The following is a 23,396-nucleotide window of genomic DNA, read 5'->3' on the forward strand; positions in this document are numbered from 1 at the left end:
ATGATACAGAGCGCCCTTTTCGAGCGGGTCAGTGCGCGTTTGAAGGTTCAGGTCGGTCCTGATGTGTTTGCCAGCTGGTTTGGCCGGCTGAAGCTGCAATCCGTCTCCAAGAGTGTCGTCAGGCTGTCAGTGCCCACGACCTTCCTGAAGTCGTGGATCAACAACCGTTATCTCGACCTGATCACCAGCATCTTTCAGCAGGAAGACGCTGAGATCCTGAAGGTGGAGATCGTGGTGCGCAGCGCAACGCGCAGCACCCGGCCCGGCCTTCATGAAGATACCCCCCAGGCAAGCCAGAGCGATGCGGCTGCACCGGCGTCTTCACGCCGCTCAGCGCCCCAGACGCTCGGCCAGCATGCGGCCGTGACGGTCGGCAATCTGCAGAAGTCGCAGCCGGTCGCAGGGCCTTTGTTCGGTTCGCCGCTGGATTCACGCTATACATTCGAAAGCTTTGTCGAGGGCTCTTCCAACCGCGTCGCCCTTGCCGCAGCCAAGACGATTGCTGAAGCCGGTGCCGGCGCGGTGCGCTTCAACCCGCTGTTCATTCATTCGACGGTTGGTCTCGGCAAGACCCATCTTTTGCAGGCGATTGCCACCGCCGCAATCCAGAGTGCACGCGCACCGCGCGTCGTCTATTTGACGGCGGAATATTTCATGTGGCGTTTCGCAACCGCCATCCGTGACAATGACGCGCTGTCCTTGAAGGAAACCCTGCGCAATATCGATCTTCTGGTGATCGACGACATGCAGTTCCTGCAGGGGAAATCGATCCAGCACGAATTCTGCCATCTGCTCAACATGTTGCTCGATAGCGCCAAGCAGGTCGTCGTGGCTGCCGACCGCGCGCCCTGGGAACTGGAATCGCTCGATCCCCGTGTCCGCTCGCGGCTGCAGGGTGGCGTCGCCATCGAGATGGAAGGCCCCGATTACGAGATGCGTCTTGAAATCCTCAAGCGCCGCCTCGAAGTTGCGCGTCTCGACGATGCCTCGCTCGACATTCCCGCCAATATCCTCAGCCATGTCGCCCGCAACATCACGGCCAGCGGCCGCGAGCTTGAAGGCGCCTTCAACCAGCTGCTCTTCCGTCTGTCGTTTGAGCCGACATTGTCGATCGAACGCGTCGATGAGCTGCTCGGCCATCTGGTCAATGCCGGCGAGCCGCGCCGGGTGCGTATCGAAGACATCCAGCGCGTGGTTGCCAAGCACTACAACGTGTCACGCCAGGAACTGGTGTCGAACCGCCGCACCCGCGTCATCGTCAAGCCGCGCCAGATCGCCATGTATCTGGCAAAGACCCTGACCCCGCGCTCCTTCCCGGAAATCGGCCGCCGTTTTGGCGGGCGCGATCACACCACGGTCTTGCACGCGGTGCGCAAGATCGAGGACCTGATCACCGGCGACACCAAGCTGTCGCATGAAATCGAGCTGTTGAAGCGGCTGATCAACGAGTAGGCTCCACTGTCTTTCGATGATGTTGAAACATGCCCCTGTTCGAACGAACGGGGGCATGTCCACTTCAGGAGCGCCCGGCCTATTTCTTGCCGTTTGCAATCAGATGATAGAGCGCCCGGATGGCCTGCGCTTCGCCACCCAGCGGCGAATGCGGCCGCTCCGTCGGCGCCCAGCCGAAAATGTCGAAATGCGCCCAGCTCTTGGCGTTGGTGACAAAGCGCTTCAGGAACAGAGCCGCCGTGATCGACCCGGCCATACCGCCCGAGGGGGCATTGGTGAGGTCGGCGATCCGTGCTGCGATATCCTTCTCATACCCCTTGTAGAGCGGCATACGCCACATCGGATCATCGACCGTCAGGCTCGATTCCGTCAGATCATGCGCTAGATCCTCGTCGTCGGTATAGAATGGCGGCAGGTCGGGGCCGAGCGCGACGCGGGCAGCCCCCGTCAGCGTCGCCATATCGATCAACAGGTCCGTCTCTTCCTCATCCGCGTAAGCCAGGGCATCCGCAAGGATCAGCCTGCCCTCGGCATCGGTGTTGTCGATCTGAACCGTCAGGCCCTTGCGGCTGCGGTAGATATCGCCTGGGCGAAAGGCATTGGCCGAGATCGAGTTTTCGACCGCCGGCACCAGCACGCGCAAATCCACTTTCAGTTTGGCGTCCATGATCATCAGGGCCAGCCCCATGACATTGGCAGCGCCGCCCATGTCCTTCTTCATCAACAGCATGGACGCAGCAGGCTTGATGTCGAGACCGCCGGTATCGAAGCAGACGCCCTTGCCGACGAGCGTAACCTTGCGGTGACCTTTCTTGCCCCAGCGCAGTTCGAGCAGGCGCGGCGCCTCGGCGCTGGCGCGGCCGACTGTATGGATCAGCGGGAAATTCTGCTTGAGCAGATCATCGCCGGAAACAGTGGACACCTTGGCCTTGTAGTGATCGCCCAAGGCGCGGAAGGCTTCCTCCAGCGCATTTGGCCCCATGTCGTTGGTCGGCATGTTGATCAGGTCACGGGCGAGAAAGACGCCTGCCAGCTGCCGCTTGATATCGGCGGCATCGGCATCGGCCGGGATCATCAATGTCGGCGCTTCCTTACCCGAAGTCTTGTAGCGGCCAAAGCTGTAGGAGCCGAGGCCATACCCCAGCGCCAGCCGGTTCGCCGTCAGCGGTGCGGTCTCGATATGCCATTTGCCGGCCGGCAATGTGCGCGCCAGCTTACCCGTCAGGAACGGTGATTCCGAGGGATTGGCGCCAAGCCCGAACAGCGCGCCGCCGAGATGACCATCTGCAGAGGGGATCAAGAGGACGGCGCCCGCCTCCGCCTTGAAGCCTGCCTTGCGGGCCCAGTCGAGTGCGATCGGATCGATGGCACCGATATCGACATGGGCCGGGGTGACCGCAAAGATCGGCAGGGTCTTGCCGCCGCTGGTATTGAAGGGCGACGGACGGTCGATGAATTGATAGGGGGCCATGGAAAACCTTCGCAGGGACTGGTGCAGAATCAGGTGATTAACGCTCTGTTAGGGTTAACAGATTATTGCTGGAGTGGAGATTGCGCCGATTTGTTGTGGATTTTGTCCGGTGCTTGGGAAAATGCTGAGGGGCATTGGCGATGAAGTCACACGGACAACGGTCTTTTTCCAGCAACCGGTTCCTGCAGGGGACCGCCATCGCGATCCTTGCGGTGACGCTGTCCAGCTGCGGCACGCAGAAGAAGGAGCTGACGACAGGCTCCATTCCCTCCGCCAGTTTTTCCAAGCCCGTACAGGCGATGAATGCGAACGAACTCTCGGCAGCCGCCGAAAGCATCGGCAAGGCCTATGAGCGCAATCCGAAGGATCGCGCCGCAGGTCTGAACTATGCCAATATGCTGCGCATGACCGGCCGCAACGAACAGGCGCTCGCCGTCATGCAGCAGGTCGCAATCAGTTTCCCGACCGACCGCGAAGTTCTTGCGGCCTATGGGAAATCACAGGCGGCGGCTGGTCAGCTGGAGCAGGCTCTCAACACGATTACCCGCGCCCAGACCCCCGACCGCCCAGACTGGAAACTGAAATCGGCGGAGGGCGCGATCCTCGATCAGCTCGGCCGCGCCGGCGAAGCCCGGCAGCGCTACCGCGAGGCGCTCGATATTCAACCGAACGAACCGACGGTGCTGTCCAATCTCGGCATGTCCTATCTTTTGAACAAGGATTTGAAGACGGCGGAAACCTATCTTCGCTCGGCCGTCGGTCAGCCCGGCGCCGACAGCAGCGTGCGCCAGAACCTGGCGCTTGCCATCGGCCTGCAGGGACGTTTCCCGGAGGCCGAACAGATCGCCCGCCAGGAGCTTTCCCAGGATCAGGCCGAGGCCAATGTCAAATATCTGCGCTCGATCATGTCGCAGCAGAACGCCTGGCAGAAACTTGCCAAGGACGACAAGGGCACGAACTGAGCCCTGCCGGCTGCCAAAACGCAGAAAACCTGTGCGCGTCACCGCTGTGGCATGACGCAGCCTCTGGTCTCAAATCGCTGGCGAGCGTGATGGCGTAACTGTGCGCACCCTTCCCACTCAGCTGAAACAAACAGCACGGACGCTGCGCGTGACGCCTCTCGTTGCCGTGTTTTTCAAGGATAACCGGATCAGAACTTGTCGGAGACCTGGATACCGGCCGGGCCGAGGATGACGGCGATCAGCACCGGCAGGAAGAACAGGATCATCGGCACAGTGAGCTTGGGCGGCAGGGCGGCAGCCTTTTTCTCCGCCTCGTTCATGCGCTGGTCGCGGCTTTCCTGGGCAAGCACCCTGAGCGCCTGCGCGACCGGCGTGCCGTAGCGGTCGGCCTGGATCAGCGCCTGCATGACCGATTTGACATCGTCGAGCCCGGTGCGGGTGCCGAGATTTTCCAATGCGACGCGCCGGTCGGGCAGAAACGACAGTTCCGCCGTGGTGAGCACCAGCTCTTCCGCAAGCGGCGCCGACTGTTCGGCAATTTCATCGGCGACGCGGCGCATGCCGAGTTCCATCGAAACACCCGATTCCACGCAGATCAGCAGCAAATCCAATGCGTTCGGCCACGCCCTGCGAATAGAATGCTGGCGCTTGGTGACGGCATTGGAAATGAAGATGTTGGGCGCGTAAAAACCGAGATAGGCGCTGCAGATGACCGCCAGAATCCGGACGAAGAACGGTTTGTCACCGAGATAGCCCAGACCAAAAATATAGAATGCGCCAACGGCCAGAAACAGGAAGGGAAGCGAAAAGCGGGCCGCGAGAAACATGTTCAATGCGTTTTGCGACCGGTATCCGGCCGACTTCAGCCGATTGACGGTATTCTCATCGACCAGCGCCTTGCGCAGGTTCAGCTTGTCGACGAGCTGGCGGACCGACGTGTTGTTCTGCGCTCGCAGCGACCCCTTGCCGCCGCTGACCTCGGCGTTGAGACGCACGCGCTCGCGCGCCCGGATCATTTCCCGCTCCGTCGCCACGGATTTCATCCGTTTTTCCAGGTTGCCCCGCTCCAGAAAGGGCGCGGCGAGCGAATAGAATGTCGCCAGGACCGCCACTGCCACGAGGAAGGCGACGATGATATTCGGATCTGTCAGGGTATTGATCATGCCGGACCCTTTTTAAATGTCGAAAGTGATCATGTTGCGCATGACCCAGATGCCGATCGACATCCAGACCAACGAACAACCCATGATCAGATGGCCACGCGGATCCGTGAACAGGATCATCATGTAATCCGGCGAGGTCATGTAGACCAGGAACGCGACAATGAACGGCAGCGCCCCGATAATGCAGGCCGAAGCCTTGGCTTCCATGGAGAGCGCCTGAACCTTGGCCTTCATCTTCTTGCGTTCACGCAGCACCTTGGAAAGATTGCCAAGGGCTTCCGAAAGATTGCCGCCGGCCTGCGCCTGGATGGCGATGACGATGGCGAAGAAATTGACCTCCGGCAGCGGCATGGTGTTGATCATGCGCGCGCAGGCTTCCGGAATATTCAGGCCAACCTGCTGTGCTTCGATAATGCGCTTGAACTCCGTTTTGACCGGCTCCATGCCATCCCCGGCAATCAGCCGGATCGCATCGTTGAGCGGCAGGCCCGACTTGATCGAGCGGACCATGATGTCGAGCGCATTGGGAAATTCGCTTAGAAACGCTGCAGCGCGCCGCTTGATCATGAAATTGATGAACCAGCGCGGAAATCCGGCACTGCCGATCAGAAAGATCCCGGCAATAACAGGCAAACCCATCCCGGCGATCAGGGCGAGGAAGCTGGCCACTGCGCCGAAAACCACACTGGCAATATAAAACTGCGACATCGAGATCTTGAAGCCGGCCTGGATCAGGCGGATTTTCATGCTCGGTTTCGCCTTGGCCGATTTTTCCTGTTGTTTCTTCTCGAGATCCTTCAGCGAATCCTGCACGGATTTGCGGCGCTTGGACATTTCATTGACGCGGTCGCGGGCGGCCTTAACCTGCACCCTGTCGGTTTCGGCGGATTTGACCTTGCGGACGCGGCTTTCCGCTTTCTTTTCAGTTTCGATGCGCGTGAACAGAATGCCATAGGCAAGGCCCGCCGTCGAAAGCGCGACAAGACCAACGATCGCCAGAATGGTGATATCTATTCCGAACATGATGGTCCTCAGTCCTTTTCCATCGCATCCAGCGTCGCGGCCAGCCGTTTGTCCTCGTTGAAATAGCGGGCGCGATCCCAGAAATGCGGGCGGCCGATCCCCGTTGACTTGTGCCGGCCGATGATCTTGCCGTTGGCGTCTTCACCTTCCATCTCGTAGCGCATCAGGTCCTGCGTGATGATCACGTCGCCTTCCATGCCGATCACCTCGGTAATATGCGTAATGCGGCGCGAGCCATCGCGCAGGCGGGCCGCCTGAATAATTACATCGATGGAGCCGGCGATAATTTCGCGCACTGTCTTGGCCGGAAGCGTGAAACCGCCCATGGCGATCATCGATTCCATACGGCTCAGGCATTCGCGCGGCGTATTGGCATGGATGGTGCCCATGGACCCGTCATGGCCGGTGTTCATCGCCTGCAGCAGGTCGAAGACTTCCGGTCCGCGGACTTCGCCGACGATGATGCGTTCAGGCCGCATACGCAGGCAGTTCTTGATGAGATCGCGCATGGTGATCTCGCCCTCGCCTTCGATATTTGGCGGGCGGGTTTCCAGGCGCACCACATGCGGCTGCTGCAGCTGCAGTTCGGCCGTATCCTCACAGGTGATGACCCGTTCTTCCAGATCGATATAGCCGGTCAGGCAATTCAACAGGGTCGTCTTGCCGGAGCCGGTACCGCCGGAGATGACGATGTTGCAGCGGACGCGGCCGATGATCTGCAGAAGGACAGCACCTTCCGGCGTGATGGCGCCGAACTTGACCAGCTGGTCAAGCTTCAGCTTGTCCTTCTTGAACTTACGAATAGTAAGCGCTGTGCCGTCAATGGCAAGCGGCGGGGCGATGACGTTGACACGGGAACCATCGGGAAGACGGGCATCGCAGATCGGCGAGGATTCGTCCACACGGCGGCCGACCTGGGAGACGATACGCTGGCAGATCGACAGAAGCTGCGCATTGTCGCGGAACCGCACTTCGGATTCGATGGTCTTGCCGTTCACTTCGATAAAGGTCTGACCGGCACCATTGACCATGATATCGGCGATATCGTCGCGTGCCAGAAGCGGTTCCAGCGGGCCATAGCCCAGAACGTCGTTGCAGATATCCTCAAGCAGCTCTTCCTGCTCGGAGATCGACATCGCGAAATTCTTGATCGTGATGATGTCGTTGACGATATCGCGAATTTCCTCGCGCGCGCTCTCATTGTCGAGCTTGGCGAGCTGTGACAGGTCGATCGTATCGATCAGTGCCGAGAAGACCTGCGATTTGGTATCGTAATAATCCTCGGTGCGGGCAGCTTTCTTGCGCACCGGCGGCGGAGATGGCTGCGTCCTGGAAACCGTCATCGTTTCGCGCACGGGTTCGGCGAGCACCGGCGCACTGGTGCGCTCGGCAACGGCTACGCCGGCGCCGGATATCGCCGGTTGCAAAACGGGACTGATGGACCCACCCTTCCCGAAGCCGTCATTTCCTCGTTTACCAAACATGCGCTCAATCCGGTTTCCGTTTGACTGTCAGTTACTTGCGTCCGAGCATCCCGAGAACCTTGCCAAGCCCGCCCTTTTTGGCTTTCTTGGCTGTTGCCCGGCCGGTCAATAGATGGGCAAGCTGCGAAAAGGTTTCAGCGGTTGGGGCTTTCTTGTCGATCTCGGCGATCATCCGGCCGCTATTGGCGGCATTGCCAAACAGCACGCCATCGAATGGAATGATCGCCACCGGCTCGATCTCGAGGGAATCGCAGAAATCGCTGGGCGATATTTCAGGCCGTTTCGGCAAGCCGACCTGGTTGAGCACCAGATGCGGGACCTTGTCGTTCGGCCGGATCTTCTTCAGCGAATCAAACAGGTTCTTGGCGTTGCGCAGATTGGCGAGATCCGGCACCGCGGTGATCACGACCTCATCCGCCTCCGCCAGAACCGTGCGGGTCCAGTCGGACCATTGATGTGGCACATCGAGCACAGAAACCGGGGCATTGCGCAACAGGATTTCCATCAACGGCTGGAAGGCTGTCGCATCGAAGTCGTAGGGCCGGTCGAGCATCGACGGTGCTGCAAGCAACGACAGACGCTCGGAACATTTCGTCAAAAGCCGGTCGAGAAACATTTCGTCGAGCCGCTCGGGCGAAAAGACCGCCTCGGAAATGCCCTGCGGCGGGTCCTGATCAAAATTGATATTGGCGGTGCCATAGGGCAGGTCGAGATCGGCCAGCACCACTTCGGTGGAAAACAGGTTGGAGATACCCCAGGCGCAATTATGCGCAAGCGTTGATGAACCGACGCCGCCCTTGGCGCCGATGAAGGCAATGCTGCGGCCCAATGGTTCGGCATCGGGATCAACGAAGATCTGCGCGATTGCGCTGAGCACATCGGACATAGCAACCGGCGATACGATATATTCGGAGATTCCGTTGCGGATGAGGTCGCGATAGAGCGGGATATCGTTATAGAGGCCAATGATGATGACCTTGGTTGAGGGGTCACAGACGGCAGCCAGTGGCGCCAGTTCCTGCATCAGCAAACGCGGTTCCGTCGATGTTTCGATGATGATCAGGTTGGGCGTCGGTGTCGTGGAGAACATGTTGGCGGCAGCGGCGATCGAGCCGCTGTTGACCCTGAAAGTCACCTTGCTCATCCGGCGGTCCTGACCGCACCGCTCCATGACCCGCTGCAGCGCTTCCGTTTCGCAGAAGGCATGCACGGAAATCCGCGGCAGCGGCCGCAAATGATCGACTTCGCTCGGGCGGCTGGCATCCGCGACGCCATCCGGTTCACGCGATGCGGCCTCAATCTTATAGTCAATCGTGCTCATGGTGCTATCCCGTCAAAACGCCCGAATGGTCAATTGCCACCAATGATGATCGTGCCGCCGCCGTCATCGATGCCGCGATAATCCTTGATCACCTGACCGCGCTGGACGGCGTCGATCGGCGACATGGCGCGCGGACCGAGCAGATCCATTGGATTGGAAACCTGTGCCGCAAGGTTTGACTGGCTGGCGCAGCCGAAGTTTTGGTAATTCTTGTTCTCGATGGTGTTGGAGACAAGATCCTTCGGCCAGTTGCCGCACGGGGCGGTCTTGGCGGTGATCGCCGTATAGCTCAGCCGGACCGGCGCTGCATCACCATTGGCATCGGCCTGATAGCTGACCTCGACCAGGCGGTTGGCCGGGATTCCGGCTCCGACCAGAACGCCGCGGATGTCCTTGCGCAATGACGATGCGGCCTGGGCGTTGGCCGAGCCGCGCGGCAAAAGAATCTGAACCGTGCCGGTTGCGGAATTGGTATAGCTTTGCGCAAAGCCGCGAATGACGTCGCGCGCACCCTTTGTCAGGCGCCTGTCGCTGGATGCCACCGGCACATCGATTGCGTGTTCTGATTCCGCGATCACGATCGGGTGGCGCGTCCGGTAGTCGTCGGGCAGAGCGCCCGTGGACATGCCGTCCCGGTTGGCGCAGCCGGCAAGGCTGGTGCCTGCAACCAGCAATGCGCCGATTGTCAGCAGGCGTGCGAGGCGCACCGGGCCTGCAAAAATATGTGGGCGCATGATCGAGTGCCTTTTCCTATCGCGGTTCTGGATGATCGTCGCTGTCATGTCCGTTCCCGCCTATTTGTAAATGAAGCCGACATTGCCGTGATACTGCCCGGTAGGGGCTGCCTGACGGGTGCCGTAGATACGATTGACTTCACCGAGAAATGCGCCCGACAGATCGTCGGTCGGATTGAAATTGTCATCCGGACGCGACAGGTCGCCGCGCGCCACCGGCTGAACCAGATAGGGCGTTGCGATGATGACCAGTTCGGTCTCGTTGCGAACGAAATCCTTGGAGCGGAACAGAGTGCCGAAAATCGGGATTTTCGATACGCCGGGAAGACCGGACATGGCCTGGCGGATATCGTCCTGGACAAGACCACCGATCACGATGGATCCCCCGGAGGGAAGCTCGACGCTGGTCGATGCCTTTCTGCGGCGGATCGACATATAGGTCTGGCCGGGAACATCGACCGCGTTGCCGTTGACGACCGAGCCCTGGAACGTGGGCTCCGAAACTTCCGTGGCGATTTCCAGGCTGATGCGGCCCGGCCCCAGAACCACCGGCGTGAAATCCAGCCCGATCCCGTATTCAACGGTTTCGACAGTCCGGCTCAAGACGCCCTTTTCGTCGATTTCCTGCTCGGACGGCAGACGATATTCGCCGCCGACGGAAAAGCTCGCCTTCTTACCGGAAATAGCAGTCAAGCTCGGCTCGGCCAGCGTGCGCATGACACCCGCCTGCTCCATTGCATTGAAATAACTGGCGAAGCCCATGGAGCCGGAACCGATCGAACCACCGATCTTGGAGGCGAATGCGTTGACCGCATTGCCAAGATTGGCCGGGTTGCGGAAGGTGATGCCGTTGCCGCTGGTCGAACTCTTGATCGACCCGCTGAAGCCCAGTTGCTTGAGGACCTGACGCGACACCTCGGCCACCGTCACCTTGAGCATGACCTGGTCTTCACCGTCGATCTTCAGAAGATTGACGATTTGGGACACCTGGCGGCGCTCGGCAAAAATATCCGCGTCGCCATTGTTGCCCTGCGCGGTGATATTGCGCGTGGTCGCCTCACCGCCCTTGATGAAGGCCTGGGCAAGTTCCTCAACGCGGGTGGAATCCAGCGGTGTGCGAACCGTGCCGGTCAGCACGATATTGTCCGAGATGATTTCGACCTTGATATCAGAATCCGGCAGGAAGCGTCTGAGATTGGCTTCCAGGCCGGAAATATCGCGTTCGATCTCCAGGTTGAGACTGACGATTTCCTCGCCGCCCGGACCAAAGACGAAGATGTTGGTTTGGCCGACCGTCTTTCCGAACAGATAGATGCGGCGCGAGCTTCGTGTTACGGCGTCTGCCAGCGTTGGGTCGGCGACCAGAATATCATGTGCATCCCGCGGCAGATCGATCACCACCGCCTTGTTCAGACCCAGCTTGATGGTCTTCGTCACGCCGGGTCCACTATCGACGATGCGCACCAGCGACTGCGACGCCGCTTCGGCGACGAAGGTTCCGGCAGGCAGGCCGGAAAAGGCCATGCAAAAGACCAAACCACCTGTGACAGAGTTCCGAAATCTGTTTCCGATCCGCTTCACGTTCCCCACATGCCCCCGCATCACTTCTGCCCCATGGATGAATTGCCATCGCCCTTGACGATCGAGCCCGATTTGATCACCTGGATCGAGGGCCGCCCGTCGCCGCTCAAGAGATGATCGGCGGCGATCGTGTCCGGCTCCTGGGCATCCGCGACGCTGCGCAGCACCAGCGACAGGCGCTCCGCCATCTGCTGGGCAACCGTCATGACCTTGGATTGATCCGGTGTCAGTTCCAGCGTGGCGGTCGTTCCAACCACGGACTTGGTTCCGTCTTCCTTCTCCTCGACCTGCTGGTCGATGGCGAGAACGCGAACATTGCTGAGAACGGTTTCGGTCAGGAAGTTTTCGTCATTCTTGCGGACCATGATCACGTCCACCCGGTCGTTCGGCAAGATGAACCCGCCAGCGCCGGTCGCCACGGTAATTTCGGTCGCAACAGCGCGTTTTCCGGCTGGCAACAGCGACGACATGATCCGGCTGGACGAATCCGCAATCTTTTCCTGGCGCACCGGTTCGCCGTTGAACATCGGCAGGCGGACGACAACGCCCTGAAGATCGGTCACCGCGTTGGGACGAAGCTCCTCGGTGATCAATCCCTCGACAACACCGTCCTTGGGCCAGGAAAGCCAGTGTACGGAATCCGGGCTGAGCCTCGACCCCACGGGAAGACCCTTGCTGGCCACGAGAACATTGACGGTCGGCTCGCGCTCGATCACCGGCTCGGCCGTGCTGATCACGGTTTTGCCGCTGGTCAGCTTGAGTGCCAGCAATCCGGCCAGTCCCGCCGATGCGACAGCCACTGCCAGAATAATAACGCGCACCGGTTTCATGATCTGTCCCTGCAGCCCGAGAATATGTCCGCTGCAGATTGATCAGCAATTGGTGTAATTATAGTTAACGAGACGCTTACATTCGTGGTTAACAAATGATTTGCACCAGAAATGGACACCGGTCCCGCCGCTTGTAGCTGACGGCCGGCGACGATGCCTCAAGATGGCGCAGAAAAATTAACGCAGCTGGGAAAGTGCCGTCAACATCAGCGGCGAGGATGGATAGGCGAGGAAGCCGCCCACACAGATTGCGATACCGTAGGGGATTTTTTTGGCCGTGAACAGCAGATGCGGAACAGGAATTCCGGCGGCAAGGATCGTGTCTTCGCGGCTTCTCAACATCACGATCATAATGGTCAGCAGACCACCCAGGAATGAGACATAGATGAGAAACTCTATCAGGGACGTGTTGAGGCCGAACCACACGGCGGTAGCGGTCAAGAGCTTGGCATCGCCGCCGCCCATGATGTTCATCGCAAACAGCGTGAAACAAACGGCAAAAACGATCAAACCGGCCGCCAGATGCAGTCCGATCATTGTGACGCCAAAGCCCGTGAAAGGTGCCACCAAGATGAACGCGCCCAACAATATTGCGGGGATTCGGTTCGGAATGGTCATGGTGAGCAGATCGGAGATGGCCGCGATGGCCAGGCAAAGCGGCAGGATTACAAAGATAATAGCCTGTGTCATCCTGCTCTCCAAATTGCTGATTTCAACCTACGCAACCGCACTTAAAAAATGGTGAAACACCCTGCGGAAGTACATTCAAGCAGTCGCAGTGAAAAAGCCGCTTCCACTGGGAGCGGCTTTCTCAAAATCAAACGGCTTCAAGCATTATTACGGCTGGTTGTTATTAAGCTCGCCGGACAGGTTGGTGAACGTCGTGTTCAACGAGGAACCGAGTGCACCGGCACCAGCAATCAGCGCAACAGAGATGAGGGCGGCGATCAGGCCGTATTCGATCGCGGTTGCGCCGGACTCATCCTTCATGAAACGTGCAAAAATCTTGGTCATCATATCTCTCCTACTTCACTTTGTTTGTTCAGCACTGCCGCCAACTGTTTCCGTTGATCGGATGAGCACAACCTACAGAGGGTGAATTGCAATTCGCTTAAGGAAAAGAGTTACCGGAAGATTAACGGTTGGCACCCGTTTTCATGGTAAAAAGGCTGATAATTCGATCTATAAAATGCAATCCTTCTGTTTTCTCTTCATTGTTTGAGAGTGTTTCTCACTTTAAAACGAGCCAAAGGCAATGATTTAACGCTTCATTCACCAAACCATAGGATGCTGGTGCTATCCGCATCATCAGGACACAGCCATGACATTGCACAATACAGCCATCGGCACGCGATTGCTGACAACGGCCCTCGCAATTCTGGCTTTTACCGCTTCATTTTCGGCGCTTCCGGCGGCCGCCGAAGACGAGATGCTGACCGTTTTCATGAACCAGGCGCGGGTGCTCAAGCTCGACCGGCCGGTCAGCAAGGTCATCGTCGGCAATTCCGACGTTGCCGATGCCACCGTTGCGGATGCAAAGACCATCGTTCTGACGGGCCGCTCCTTCGGAACGACGAACCTTGTCATTCTCGATACGGATGGAAACGCCATCGTCGATGAGCGCATTCTGGTCTCGATCGATGAAGGAAACACCGTGCGGGTGTTTCGCCAGACAGTCCGTTCGGTGCTGTCGTGCACGCCAAATTGCGAAGAGCACGCGACACAAAAGACAACCGTTGCAAACTAAACAGCCGTTTTCCGTGCATTCTTGCAGGCATATCAGTACCGGCCAATGCCGCAGCCAGCGAAGCAGCCAATCCTTATGATTGGGTAATGGTTTCCATTCAAATTATCGCCGTTCCTACATACGAAATATCAACAGTCGCTTCCTAATATGCCTCACCATGGGGCGCATTGCGGAATGGCGAAATGTTGAACGACCAAATTGAAAATACCGTGGCCGTTGAAAGTCACGGTCCTAGCAGAGACCGGCGCAGCCGTGGATTGTTGCGGCGCCTGTGCAAGGACAAAGCCGGCGCATCGGCAATCGAATTTGCCCTTCTCGCCTTGCCTTTCATGCTGGTCATCTTTGCTTCGCTTGAAACATTTACCGCGTTCACCGCCGAGCAGCTTTTCGCCAATGCGACGGAGACGATGGCACGCAAGGTGAGGACAGGCGAGATCAACGCTACCAACACCAGCAAGGAACAGTTCCGAAAAGCCTTCTGCAACGAGATTTCCATCATCATGACCTGCTCGGCGACTGAGGCGAAGACACCATCGAAACTTTTCATCGATGTGCGGAGCTTTGCCACCTTTGCGCAAATCCCGAATGCCGTTCCGCGGAAAAGCGGTAATCTTGATACCAGCTCTTTCGATTTCAAACCCGGCGGTCCGACGACGGTGACAATGGTGCGCGCTTACTATCGCTGGGAAGTCGTTACCGACCTCGTGCGCCCGTTTATCACCAACTTGCGCCCCGCCGGCACCAGCATGCCGAAAGACTACCTGATGGTATCGACATCCGCCTTCCGCGCCGAAAACTACTGAGGAGCATTCCATGAAGACCATGCGCTATCACAGGGCATTGCTCTCCTGGAAACTGGAGGCTTTCAGTGCCTTCTGGCGTGACCGGAAGGGAACCGGGGCCATCGAATTCGCGATTATCGCTCCCCTGCTGATCATGGCCTATATCGGTTGTTTTGAAATCTCGGTCGGCTTCAACGTCGCCCGGAAAGTCTCGCGTGCCTCCAGCACTGTGGCTGACGTGCTGACACAGATGCAGGCCGTCGATACGACAACGCTTGACGGCATGAAGGACGTCGCCAAGGCCGTCATGTCGCCTTTCCAAATGACGGATCAGCAATACACGCTGAAGATGACCGGCATCAAAATGACGGCCCCAGGGCGCGGCGAAGTCGCATGGTCCTATGACCAGGCCGGCAAGGCGCCGTACAAAGCGGGTACCGTCGTCAATTTGCCCAGCGATATTCCCTCGACCAACACTTTCCTTGTCCGGTCGGAACTGGTCGTTCCGCACAAAATCTTGCTCTTCGCACCTGGTCTCTCCTCAAGCACGCTGAACAGCGTCGATATTTCCCGCACCACCTTCATGCGTCAGCGCCTCGGCACCGAGATGAAATGCAGCAATTGTCCGGTCTTCAGGTAGGGCTTTCCCATTGCGGGTTCATCGAGCGGATCGATGAGGGAACGGCCATCCGGCATATTGCGTATTTGCAATATGCACCGCCCCGGCGTATTTCTGCGCGCTTTCACCTGCGATGTAGCTGCGTCAGATGAAAATCATATTCGTACTGCCGCTGCGGCAGCATTTCTGGGTGGTTTATGGCGCGTGCCTTTCTCTTTGTTCTTGATTCCTTCGGCATAGGCGGGGCGCCGGATGCGGCCGAATTCGGTGATGATGGCGCCGATACGCTTGGCCATATCGCCGAATTCTGTGCAGCGGGTGCCGGCGACCGGCAAGGGCTGCGAGAAGGACCGCTGACGCTGCCCAATATGGCGGCGCTCGGGCTCTTGCATGCCGCCAAACTCGCCAATAAACGCCTCCCCGCCGGCATGCCGCTGCCGGAGCGGGTGTTCGGGCTCTACGGTGCGGCCAGCGAAGTGTCGCGCGGCAAGGACACGCCATCCGGCCATTGGGAGATCGCCGGAACCCCCGTTGCCTTCGAGTGGGGCTATTTCCCGACGCAAGGCGACGCTTTCCCGGCGGATCTGGTCGAAGCGATCTGCCGCGAGGGCGGCGTGCCGGGTATTCTGGGCAATTGCCATGCCTCGGGCACCGATATCATTGCCCAATACGGCCAGGAGCATATGCGCACAGGCAAGCCGATCTGTTACACGTCCTCGGATTCCGTGTTCCAGATCGCCGCGCACGAGCAGTCCTTCGGGCTTGAGCGGCTGCTTGAATTTTGCCAGACCGTGCGGCGCCTGCTCGACGACTACAATATCGGCCGCGTCATCGCCCGGCCCTTCGTTGGCACCACGCCCAAGGACTTCGTGCGCACCGGCAATCGCCGCGACTATTCGGTTCTGCCGCCGGAACCGACGCTGCTCGACCGGTTGAAAGAGGCTGGCCGTACGGTGCATGCCGTCGGCAAGATCGCCGATATCTTCGCCCATCAGGGTATCAGCCGGATGATCAAGGCGAATGGCAATATGGAACTGTTCGAGGCGACGCTGAAAACAATGGACGAAGCTGAAGACGGTGATCTGGTTTTCACCAATTTCGTCGATTTCGACATGCTCTACGGTCATCGCCGCGATGTGCCGGGTTATGCCGCAGCGCTTGAGGCTTTCGACCAGCGGCTTCCGGATCTCGACCGCAAGCTGAAGCCCGGCGACATCGTTATCCTGACGGCCGACCATGGTTGCGATCCAACCTGGCGCGGCACCGACCATACGCGCGAACGCGTGCCGATCCTGGTCTTCGGGCCGGGTATCCGCACCCGCTCGATCGGCGTCCTGCCGAGCTTTGCCGGGATCGGCGAGACGGTTGCCAAACATCTGGGCCTTGCGCCAGGCCTTCATGGGAGAAGTTTTCTGTGACCGCATATTTGAAAAAAGCCGAACTGCACTGCCATATCGAGGGCGCTGCCCAACCGGCGCTCGCCCAGATCATGGCGCAAAAATACAATGTCGATATCAGCGGCATCATCAAGGACGGAGCCTATGTCTGGGCAGACTTTACCCAGTTCCTGAAATGTTATGATGCCGTCGCCGAGCTTTTCCGTACGGAGGAAGATTATGCGCTTCTGGCCGAGACCTATCTGAGCGAACTTGCAGCGGCGGGCACGATCTACAGCGAGATCATCGTGTCCCCCGATCACGGCAATACGATCGGCATCGGCAGCGATGCGTATATTCGCGGGCTGGCCGCAGGCATCGAGGCGGCCAGGGAAAAGACCGGCATCGAAGGCCGGATGATCATCACCATCATCCGGCATATGGGGCCAGACGCTGCCGAGCGTACCGCGCTTTACGCAGCCAGGCGCGACCATCCGCTGGTCACCGGTTTCAACCTTGCCGGCGACGAGCGCATGCACACGGTTGCGGATTTTTCCCGCGCCTTCGATATCGCCCGCGATTGCGGTCTTGGCCTCACCATTCATGCTGGCGAGATGGCCGGCGCTTCCAGCGTGCGCGATGCGCTCGATCACGTTCGCCCGGCGCGCATCAGCCACGGCGTGCGGGCGATCGAGGATGCGGATCTCGTCAGGCGCATTGCGAGCGAGGGTATCGTGCTGGAAACATGCCCCGGGTCCAACGTTTCGCTGCAGGTCTTTGCGGACTTTGCCGCGCATCCCTTGCGCGCACTTCATGCGGCCGGATGCCGGGTGACGCTGAATTCGGACGATCCGCCGTTCTTTCATACGTCGCTGAAACAGGAATATGAGATCGCCTCGCAGGTGATGGGCTTTTCCGATGACGAGATCAACGGCATGACCCGCACGGCGATCGAGGCTGCCTTCGTCGATGAACCGACGCGTGCACGCCTTCTCGCCTCTCTCTGAGACGAAGCTGCGTGCCTCTCATGAAACCGCTCGGCTGGGGATGACGCCGGAAAGCGCCGCTCAGGCCTTGCGGCGTCTCGCCTTTCCATGAAAAAAGAATTTAAATCCAAATTCCGCAGGAGGGCTTGGCCATGGACGGCGTTACAGTCATCAATCACCCGCTTGTTCAGCACAAGCTGACCATCATGCGCAAGAAGGAGACCTCGACAGCAGGCTTCCGCCGCTTGCTGCGCGAAATCTCCACGCTGCTCTGCTACGAGGTCACCCGCGATCTCGAACTGACAATGGAAACCATTGAAACGCCGATGGAGACCATCCAGGCACCGGTGCTCGAGGGCAAGAAGCTGGTGTTCGCCTCGATCCTGCGCGCCGGAAACGGTCTTCTGGAGGGCATGCTGGAACTGGTGCCTTCCGCGCGCGTCTCGCATGTCGGCGTCTACCGCGATCATGAAACGCTGGAAGCGGTCGAATATTATTTCAAGGCACCGGAAGCCATGTCCGAGCGGCTGGTCATCGTCGTCGATCCGATGCTGGCGACCGGCAATTCCTCGATTGCCGCCATCGACAAGCTGAAGGAGCGCGGCGCGAAGAACCTGCGGTTTCTCTGCCTGCTGGCAGCGCCCGAAGGCATCAAGAGTTTCCAGGCGGCACATCCGGACGTGCCGATCTTTACCGCGTCGATCGACAGCCACCTCAACGAACAGGGCTATATCGTGCCGGGTCTCGGCGATGCCGGCGACCGGATGTACGGCACGAAGTAACGGCAAACAGCGGCCACACCCGGCGGCACACAGACCGGGAATGTCTTGCGGGTTCTTTAACCAGTTTTCCAACTCTGCACATCGCCGCCGGAAAATCCGGCGGCTTTTTGCATCCTGTTAGCAGGCGTCATGCTTAGCTCTTGCGAGGTTACGCGTGGAGTTGATCAATGCTGGGTCGCATGGCTGTGTTTGCGGGAGGCATCGTTGCCGCTGCCTTGGTGCTGCCAGGGCTTGCGACCTCCTATCTTGAACGGCCGCAGGCCGGCACCGTTGCCCAACCGGTAAACGTAAGCCCGGCGGCATATACGGGCGGCCGGAGCGTGGTGCTGCCGCCGGGCCCCGGCGGGCATTTCCTCGCCACCTTCACCATCAACGGCCGCAAGGCGGATGGCATGGTCGATACCGGCGCCAGCATGATCGCCATCAACATATCCACCGCGCGACGGCTGGGCATCTCGACAGGGTCACTCTCCTTCACCGCCAGGGCCAATACGGCAAACGGCATCGTCAAGGGCGCTGCCGTCATGCTCGATCGCGTTGAGATCGGCACGATCGCGGTCAAGGATGTTCAAGCGATGGTGCTGCCTGACAAATCGCTGTCGGGCATGCTGGTCGGCATGAGTTTTCTCAACAAGCTCTCGTCCTACAAGGTCGAGAACGGTGCCTTGCACCTTACACGCTGATCTTTGAAACGATCACCGGCCGCTCCGGCAACACGTCATCGCCAATCGCGTAGATTTCCTGTAGCCGTGCCCGCGCTTTAAACGCCGCATCGTCGCTGGCGGCATGAATCAGCGCAAACGGCTCGCCCTTTCCGACCTTCGTTCCCAACGGCTTCAGGCCGCTGAAGCCGACACGGTGATCGATCGCCTCGTCCGGCCGTGTGCGGCCGCCCCCGAGTGCAATGACTTCCATCCCGAGATCGCGGGCATTGCAGGTGTGCAGATAGCCGTCACACGGCGCCTCGACGGGGAGAAGGACCGGGGCCTTGACCAAATATGCCTGCGGACGCTCGATGAAATCGGCAGGGCCACCCAGCATATGAACCATGCGGCCAAACCGCTCCAGGGCAGCGCCGCTTCTCAGCGCGCGGCCGGCAAGATCTGCGCCCTCCGTGGGGCTGGCTGCAACGCCTGAGGTCATCAGCATTTCGGCAGCAAAAGTCATGACCACGGCTTCCAGGCGGGTGCCGGATTTTTCACCCCGCAGGAAGGCAACGCAGTTTTCGATTTCGACGGCGTTGCCGGCCGCATCGGCGAGCGGTTCGTTCATGTCCGTGATCAGCGCCGTCGTCTTGACGCCCGCACCATTGGCGACACCGACCAGCGAGCGCGCCAGCATTTCGGCCTCCTCAAGCCCCACCATGAAGGCGCCATTGCCGATCTTGACGTCGAGCACCAGCGATTGCAGCCCGGCGGCGAGCTTCTTCGACAGGATCGAGGCGGTGATCAGCGGCACGGAATCGACGGTCGCTGTCACATCGCGAATGGCGTATAGACGCCGGTCGGCGGGTGCGAGATCGGCGGTCTGGCCGATGATGGCGCAGCCGGCGTCCTCGACGGTCCGGCGAAACAGCGCTTCGGACGGCTTGATATCGTAGCCGGGAATCGATTCCAGCTTGTCGAGCGTGCCGCCGGTATGGCCAAGGCCACGGCCGGAAATCATCGGCACGGCGAGCCCGCATGCCGCCACGATTGGCGCCAGCATCAGGGAAACGTTATCGCCGACACCGCCGGTCGAATGCTTGTCGGCAACGGGGCGGCCAATATCCGCGAAGGACAGCACATCGCCGCTATCGCGCATGGCAAGCGTCAGCGCCACCGTTTCCTCAAGGCTCATGCCGGAAAACCACACGGCCATGGCGAAGGCTGCCACCTGCCCCTCGGAGATCGATCCGTCCGTGAGGCCACGGATGAAAGCGGCAATGTCGGCTCCCTCAAGCGATTCGCCGTTGCGCTTGCGCCGGATGACCTCCTGCGGGATCATGATCAATAGGCCGTCGCGCCGGCCACCGGCTCGCGGCCTTCCAGCACCGAGAGGATGTCGGTGAGCAGGCCGGAAGCGCCGAAGCGGAAGGTCGAGGGCATCGGCCAGTCGGGGCTGTGGATCGTTGCGGCAAGGGTGAGATAGAGGCGGGCGTCGCCGACGGTGCGAACGCCACCGGCCGGCTTGAAACCAACCTTTCGGCCGCTTTCGCGGATGCAGGTCAGCATGATATCCGCCGCCTCGAGCGTTGCGTTGACAGTGACCTTGCCGGTCGATGTCTTGATGAAATCGGCGCCTTCCTGAATGGCGATATGGGAGGCGTTGCGGATCAGGCCGCGATCCTTCAATTCTCCGGTCTCCAGAATGGTCTTGAGCAGAACGGGCGCCGGGCATGCCTTGCGCACCTCGGAAATCATCGTGCGCACGGCCTGTTCGTCGCCGCCTATGAAGGCGCGATAGGGAATGACCAGATCGATTTCATCGGCGCCATCGGCAATCGCCTGCCGCGTTTCGGCCAGCACCGTTTCGACCGGCAGGTCGCCGGAGGGGAAATTGACGACGGTAGCGATCTTGACTGCGCTGCCCGCCCCCAGAATGCTGCGGGCCTGGGCCACGAAACGCGGCCAGATGCAGATCGCTGCCGTATGGCCATGCGACGTGCGGGCCATGGCGCAGAGCTTGTCGATCGCCGCCGGCGTGCAGTCGTCGGAGAGGTCGGTGAGATCGAGCAGTGACAGCGCGAGCGCGGCTATCTGGCGATTGGAGGCTTCGAGCATCATGGTGTCCGTCCATTTCGAGATCGCGATCAATCGTGAGCGGGCCTGCGGCTGATCACGAACGGTTGTTCTAGAGCGCTTCATCTGCAAACGGAAGCACTTCTGTTGGCTTGAGAGGAGCGCGCAACCGCTCCAGCGTGGCCGAAGGTGGAGAACCCGGTCGTGCTACGCCGAGATCATTTCGGTGAGGATGGACGCCAGACGGGCGCCGCCGATGGGGGCCATGTCCTTGGTTTCGTGGTGGCTGAGCTCGCCACCGGTCATGCCTGCGCCGAAATTGGTGATGACCGAGGCGGCAGCGACCTTCAGGCTGAAGAACCGGGCGAGGATGACTTCCGGCACGGTCGACATGCCGACCGCGTCGGCGCCGAGAATGCGGGCCATGCGGATTTCCGCCGGCGTTTCGAAATTCGGCCCGGAAAACCACATATAGACGCCGGAACCGAGCGGAATATCCAGCTTGATGGCCGCAGCGCGCATGCGCTCAGCCAGTTCGGTATCATAGGCGGAGGTCAGCCCGACGAAGCGATCGTCGCTATCGACGCCGATCAGCGGGCTGGTGCCGGAAAAATTGATGTGATCGGTGATCTGCATCACCGAGCCCGGCGGCAGGTCTTCGCGCAGCGACCCCGCCGAATTGGTGAGGATCAGCGTTTCGACGCCCAGCGCTTTCAATGTCTCGATTGGCGTGCGCATCGCATTGGCATCACCACGCTCATAGAAATGCACCCGGCCGGACAGGACGATGACGGGGACGCCGCCGATCGTGCCAGCGACCAGCTCACCGGCATGCCCCGATACGGCACTGACCGGAAAACCAGGAATATCCGCATAGGACATCCGCACGGGATCAGCGACCGCCGCAACCAGCGATCCGAGCCCGGAGCCGAGCACGATGCCGTAACGCGGCGAAAAGCCGGAAAGCCTGGCCTTCAGCAGCTCTGCGGCCGCCGTCATCCGAAGACCTCGGTCTCGAACGAATGCGGCAGGAGATCAGCCATGGAGAGCGTCTTTTTCACACCCGTCTCATCGCAGAGGAAAATGCGGGTGCTGGCACCGGAAAATTCCGCCAGCCGCTGGCGGCAGCCGCCGCAGGGCGGGCAGAGCGCCAGCTTTTCGGCAATCACCGCGACCTCGACGATCTTGCGCTGACCGGCCATGACCATATGGCTGATCGCCGTCGTCTCCGCACACCAGCCCTCGGGAAAGGACAGGTTTTCGATATTGGCGCCGGTATAGATCCGGCCGTCCTCGGCGCGGATCGCGGCGCCGACGGGGAATTTCGAATAGGGCGCATGGGCTTTCGCCATGGCCTCGCGGGCTGCCTCGAAAAGTTCGTTTTCCACGGTCAGCGCTCCTTCACATAGGGTACACCCCCTGCCTTGGGCGGGATCGCCTTGCCGATGAAGCCGGCAAGCAGGATGACCGTGAGGATATAGGGCAGCGCCTGCATCAATTGTACCGGCACCTGGCCGATCAGCGGCAACGGGTTGCCCTGCAGGCGAATAGCGAGCGCATCGAGGAAGCCGAAGAGAAGGCAGGCCAGCATGATGTTGACCGGACGCCATTTGGCAAAGATCAAGGCGGCCAGCGCGATATAGCCCTTGCCGGCCGTCATGCCCTTGACGAAGCCGGCGCTCATGGCCAGCGACAGATAGGCCCCGGCAAAGCCGCAGAGAATGCCGCAGCAGATGACGGCGCGGTACCGCAGCCAGATCACCGAAATGCCGGCCGTATCCACCGCGCTCGGATTTTCGCCGACGGCGCGAAGGCGCAGGCCAAAGCGGGTGCGGTAGAGAATCCACCAGCTGAATGGCACCAGCGCGAAGGCGACATAGGTGAGGATGAAATGGCCTGACAAAAGCTCGGAATAGATCGGCCCGAGAAACGGCACGTCGCGCACCGCATCGGCAAAGGGCAGCGTGACCGTCTGGAAGCGGGCATCGCCCGATAGCGCCGGCGTGCGGCCGCCCTGGCGGAACCAGGCTTCGCCGAGGATGACGGTGGAGCCTGCGACGATGAAATTGATCGCAACGCCGGACACGATCTGGCTGCCGCGCTGGGTGATCGAGGCATAGCCGTGGACCAGAGATAACAGCACGGAAATCAGGATGGCGGCCAGAAGCCCCATCATCACATTGCCGGTTACGGCGGCGACGGCACCGGCGGCAAAGGCGGCGCCAAGCATCTTGCCCTCAAGGCCGATGTCGAACACCCCTGCCCGCTCGGTGAACAGGCCGGCCAGTGCTGCAAAGATCAGTGGAACGGAGACCCGGATGGTCGATTCGAGGATCGCGATGATCGTGTGGAAAAGATCCATG

General features: G+C 60.0%; 24 protein-coding genes. 9 read left to right on the forward strand and 15 right to left on the reverse strand.

What is annotated here, in order from left to right:
* Positions 1 to 1,452 carry a chromosomal replication initiator protein DnaA gene (dnaA, locus tag PYR65_RS00005; RefSeq protein ID WP_060638168.1) on the forward strand — a complete coding sequence of 484 codons (1,452 nt, stop codon included), beginning with the start codon at positions 1 to 3 and terminating at the stop codon, positions 1,450 to 1,452.
* Positions 1,453 to 1,531: 79 nt separating this feature from the next.
* Here the strand turns inward: dnaA and PYR65_RS00010 are convergent, their stop codons facing one another.
* Complete coding sequence (locus PYR65_RS00010; protein WP_276119418.1) at positions 1,532 to 2,923, reverse strand: leucyl aminopeptidase family protein; 1,392 nt, start codon at positions 2,921 to 2,923, stop codon at positions 1,532 to 1,534.
* Between the two features lie 140 nt (positions 2,924 to 3,063).
* Between PYR65_RS00010 and PYR65_RS00015 the strand changes: the two genes are divergently transcribed.
* Positions 3,064 to 3,885, forward strand: a complete 822-nt coding sequence (locus PYR65_RS00015; RefSeq protein ID WP_276119419.1) for a tetratricopeptide repeat protein — start codon at positions 3,064 to 3,066, stop codon at positions 3,883 to 3,885.
* A 188-nt stretch (positions 3,886 to 4,073) separates the two neighbouring features.
* Here the strand turns inward: PYR65_RS00015 and PYR65_RS00020 are convergent, their stop codons facing one another.
* The 9 genes from PYR65_RS00020 to PYR65_RS00060 all read right to left on the reverse strand — a co-directional run bounded on the left by PYR65_RS00020 (position 4,074) and on the right by PYR65_RS00060 (position 13,035).
* The gene (locus PYR65_RS00020; RefSeq protein WP_276119420.1) at positions 4,074 to 5,048 is read right to left on the reverse strand and encodes a type II secretion system F family protein; all 975 of its coding nucleotides are present in this window, start codon (positions 5,046 to 5,048) and stop codon (positions 4,074 to 4,076) included.
* A 12-nt stretch (positions 5,049 to 5,060) separates the two neighbouring features.
* Positions 5,061 to 6,071: a type II secretion system F family protein gene (locus PYR65_RS00025; protein WP_060638007.1), complete on the reverse strand. Its 1,011-nt coding sequence runs from the start codon at positions 6,069 to 6,071 to the stop codon at positions 5,061 to 5,063.
* 8 nt (positions 6,072 to 6,079) lie between these two features.
* Complete coding sequence (locus PYR65_RS00030; protein ID WP_060638006.1) at positions 6,080 to 7,555, reverse strand: CpaF family protein; 1,476 nt, start codon at positions 7,553 to 7,555, stop codon at positions 6,080 to 6,082.
* 31 nt (positions 7,556 to 7,586) lie between these two features.
* On the reverse strand, positions 7,587 to 8,876 hold the full coding sequence (locus PYR65_RS00035) for an AAA family ATPase (protein WP_276119421.1): 1,290 nt from the start codon (positions 8,874 to 8,876) through the stop codon (positions 7,587 to 7,589).
* Between the two features lie 29 nt (positions 8,877 to 8,905).
* Positions 8,906 to 9,610, reverse strand: a complete 705-nt coding sequence (locus tag PYR65_RS00040; protein WP_276121128.1) for a CpaD family pilus assembly protein — start codon at positions 9,608 to 9,610, stop codon at positions 8,906 to 8,908.
* A gap of 60 nt (positions 9,611 to 9,670) precedes the next feature.
* On the reverse strand, positions 9,671 to 11,191 hold the full coding sequence (locus PYR65_RS00045) for a type II and III secretion system protein family protein (RefSeq protein ID WP_276119422.1): 1,521 nt from the start codon (positions 11,189 to 11,191) through the stop codon (positions 9,671 to 9,673).
* A 20-nt stretch (positions 11,192 to 11,211) separates the two neighbouring features.
* Positions 11,212 to 12,021: a Flp pilus assembly protein CpaB gene (gene cpaB, locus PYR65_RS00050; protein WP_276119423.1), complete on the reverse strand. Its 810-nt coding sequence runs from the start codon at positions 12,019 to 12,021 to the stop codon at positions 11,212 to 11,214.
* Between the two features lie 177 nt (positions 12,022 to 12,198).
* Positions 12,199 to 12,711: an A24 family peptidase gene (locus tag PYR65_RS00055; protein ID WP_276121129.1), complete on the reverse strand. Its 513-nt coding sequence runs from the start codon at positions 12,709 to 12,711 to the stop codon at positions 12,199 to 12,201.
* A 147-nt stretch (positions 12,712 to 12,858) separates the two neighbouring features.
* Positions 12,859 to 13,035: a Flp family type IVb pilin gene (locus PYR65_RS00060; protein WP_276119424.1), complete on the reverse strand. Its 177-nt coding sequence runs from the start codon at positions 13,033 to 13,035 to the stop codon at positions 12,859 to 12,861.
* A 307-nt stretch (positions 13,036 to 13,342) separates the two neighbouring features.
* On the opposite strand from PYR65_RS00060, the gene PYR65_RS00065 reads away from it, so the two are divergent.
* The 7 genes from PYR65_RS00065 to PYR65_RS00095 all read left to right on the forward strand — a co-directional run bounded on the left by PYR65_RS00065 (position 13,343) and on the right by PYR65_RS00095 (position 18,996).
* Positions 13,343 to 13,768, forward strand: coding sequence for a pilus assembly protein N-terminal domain-containing protein (locus tag PYR65_RS00065; protein ID WP_276119425.1), 426 nt, complete (start codon positions 13,343 to 13,345; stop codon positions 13,766 to 13,768).
* 182 nt (positions 13,769 to 13,950) lie between these two features.
* Positions 13,951 to 14,571 carry a TadE/TadG family type IV pilus assembly protein gene (locus PYR65_RS00070; RefSeq protein WP_276119426.1) on the forward strand — a complete coding sequence of 207 codons (621 nt, stop codon included), beginning with the start codon at positions 13,951 to 13,953 and terminating at the stop codon, positions 14,569 to 14,571.
* 10 nt (positions 14,572 to 14,581) lie between these two features.
* On the forward strand, positions 14,582 to 15,190 hold the full coding sequence (locus tag PYR65_RS00075; protein ID WP_328518494.1) for a TadE/TadG family type IV pilus assembly protein: 609 nt from the start codon (positions 14,582 to 14,584) through the stop codon (positions 15,188 to 15,190).
* Between the two features lie 176 nt (positions 15,191 to 15,366).
* A complete protein-coding gene (locus PYR65_RS00080; RefSeq protein WP_276119427.1) occupies positions 15,367 to 16,587 on the forward strand; it encodes a phosphopentomutase in 1,221 nt (406 codons plus the stop codon).
* A complete protein-coding gene (locus PYR65_RS00085) occupies positions 16,584 to 17,552 on the forward strand; it encodes an adenosine deaminase (protein ID WP_276119428.1) in 969 nt (322 codons plus the stop codon). The genes PYR65_RS00080 and PYR65_RS00085 overlap by 4 nt, the downstream gene beginning before the upstream one ends.
* Before the next feature lie 131 nt (positions 17,553 to 17,683).
* Positions 17,684 to 18,313, forward strand: a complete 630-nt coding sequence (gene upp, locus PYR65_RS00090) for a uracil phosphoribosyltransferase (RefSeq protein WP_276119429.1) — start codon at positions 17,684 to 17,686, stop codon at positions 18,311 to 18,313.
* Between the two features lie 167 nt (positions 18,314 to 18,480).
* Positions 18,481 to 18,996, forward strand: a complete 516-nt coding sequence (locus PYR65_RS00095) for a TIGR02281 family clan AA aspartic protease (protein ID WP_276119430.1) — start codon at positions 18,481 to 18,483, stop codon at positions 18,994 to 18,996.
* On the opposite strand, the gene deoA is transcribed toward PYR65_RS00095, so the two are convergent.
* The 5 genes from deoA to PYR65_RS00120 form a co-directional block, all read right to left on the reverse strand.
* Positions 18,986 to 20,305, reverse strand: a complete 1,320-nt coding sequence (deoA, locus tag PYR65_RS00100; protein ID WP_276119431.1) for a thymidine phosphorylase — start codon at positions 20,303 to 20,305, stop codon at positions 18,986 to 18,988. The two genes, PYR65_RS00095 and deoA, sit on opposite strands and share 11 nt — an antisense overlap.
* Positions 20,302 to 21,075, reverse strand: a complete 774-nt coding sequence (gene deoC, locus PYR65_RS00105; protein ID WP_276121131.1) for a deoxyribose-phosphate aldolase — start codon at positions 21,073 to 21,075, stop codon at positions 20,302 to 20,304. The genes deoA and deoC overlap by 4 nt, the downstream gene beginning before the upstream one ends.
* Positions 21,076 to 21,240: 165 nt before the next feature.
* Entirely contained in the window at positions 21,241 to 22,032 is a 792-nt protein-coding gene (locus PYR65_RS00110; protein ID WP_276119432.1) for a purine-nucleoside phosphorylase, read from the reverse strand.
* Positions 22,029 to 22,421: a cytidine deaminase gene (locus PYR65_RS00115; RefSeq protein ID WP_162252658.1), complete on the reverse strand. Its 393-nt coding sequence runs from the start codon at positions 22,419 to 22,421 to the stop codon at positions 22,029 to 22,031. The genes PYR65_RS00110 and PYR65_RS00115 overlap by 4 nt, the downstream gene beginning before the upstream one ends.
* A gap of 2 nt (positions 22,422 to 22,423) precedes the next feature.
* The gene (locus tag PYR65_RS00120) at positions 22,424 to 23,395 is read right to left on the reverse strand and encodes an ABC transporter permease (protein ID WP_060637994.1); all 972 of its coding nucleotides are present in this window, start codon (positions 23,393 to 23,395) and stop codon (positions 22,424 to 22,426) included.
* Position 23,396: the final 1 nt, after the last annotated feature.

This window comes from Pararhizobium qamdonense (assembly GCF_029277445.1).
Lineage (GTDB): Bacteria > Pseudomonadota > Alphaproteobacteria > Rhizobiales > Rhizobiaceae > Pararhizobium > Pararhizobium qamdonense.

Excerpts from the sequence above, each read along its gene's own strand:
- PYR65_RS00075 (WP_328518494.1), top strand. The coding sequence starts at position 14,582 with ATGAAGACCATGCGCTATCACAGGGCATTGCTCTCCTGGAAACTGGAG.
- PYR65_RS00020 (WP_276119420.1), bottom strand. The coding sequence starts at position 5,048 with ATGATCAATACCCTGACAGATCCGAATATCATCGTCGCCTTCCTCGTG.
- PYR65_RS00060 (WP_276119424.1), bottom strand. The coding sequence starts at position 13,035 with ATGACCAAGATTTTTGCACGTTTCATGAAGGATGAGTCCGGCGCAACC.
- PYR65_RS00010 (WP_276119418.1), bottom strand. The coding sequence starts at position 2,923 with ATGGCCCCCTATCAATTCATCGACCGTCCGTCGCCCTTCAATACCAGC.
- PYR65_RS00030 (WP_060638006.1), bottom strand. The coding sequence starts at position 7,555 with ATGTTTGGTAAACGAGGAAATGACGGCTTCGGGAAGGGTGGGTCCATC.
- PYR65_RS00120 (WP_060637994.1), bottom strand. The coding sequence starts at position 23,395 with ATGGATCTTTTCCACACGATCATCGCGATCCTCGAATCGACCATCCGG.
- upp (WP_276119429.1), top strand. The coding sequence starts at position 17,684 with ATGGACGGCGTTACAGTCATCAATCACCCGCTTGTTCAGCACAAGCTG.
- cpaB (WP_276119423.1), bottom strand. The coding sequence starts at position 12,021 with ATGAAACCGGTGCGCGTTATTATTCTGGCAGTGGCTGTCGCATCGGCG.
- PYR65_RS00040 (WP_276121128.1), bottom strand. The coding sequence starts at position 9,610 with ATGCGCCCACATATTTTTGCAGGCCCGGTGCGCCTCGCACGCCTGCTG.
- PYR65_RS00110 (WP_276119432.1), bottom strand. The coding sequence starts at position 22,032 with ATGACGGCGGCCGCAGAGCTGCTGAAGGCCAGGCTTTCCGGCTTTTCG.
- PYR65_RS00025 (WP_060638007.1), bottom strand. The coding sequence starts at position 6,071 with ATGTTCGGAATAGATATCACCATTCTGGCGATCGTTGGTCTTGTCGCG.
- PYR65_RS00070 (WP_276119426.1), top strand. The coding sequence starts at position 13,951 with ATGTTGAACGACCAAATTGAAAATACCGTGGCCGTTGAAAGTCACGGT.
- PYR65_RS00015 (WP_276119419.1), top strand. The coding sequence starts at position 3,064 with ATGAAGTCACACGGACAACGGTCTTTTTCCAGCAACCGGTTCCTGCAG.
- PYR65_RS00065 (WP_276119425.1), top strand. The coding sequence starts at position 13,343 with ATGACATTGCACAATACAGCCATCGGCACGCGATTGCTGACAACGGCC.
- dnaA (WP_060638168.1), top strand. The coding sequence starts at position 1 with ATGATACAGAGCGCCCTTTTCGAGCGGGTCAGTGCGCGTTTGAAGGTT.
- deoC (WP_276121131.1), bottom strand. The coding sequence starts at position 21,075 with ATGCTCGAAGCCTCCAATCGCCAGATAGCCGCGCTCGCGCTGTCACTG.
- PYR65_RS00055 (WP_276121129.1), bottom strand. The coding sequence starts at position 12,711 with ATGACACAGGCTATTATCTTTGTAATCCTGCCGCTTTGCCTGGCCATC.
- PYR65_RS00035 (WP_276119421.1), bottom strand. The coding sequence starts at position 8,876 with ATGAGCACGATTGACTATAAGATTGAGGCCGCATCGCGTGAACCGGAT.
- PYR65_RS00095 (WP_276119430.1), top strand. The coding sequence starts at position 18,481 with ATGCTGGGTCGCATGGCTGTGTTTGCGGGAGGCATCGTTGCCGCTGCC.
- PYR65_RS00080 (WP_276119427.1), top strand. The coding sequence starts at position 15,367 with ATGGCGCGTGCCTTTCTCTTTGTTCTTGATTCCTTCGGCATAGGCGGG.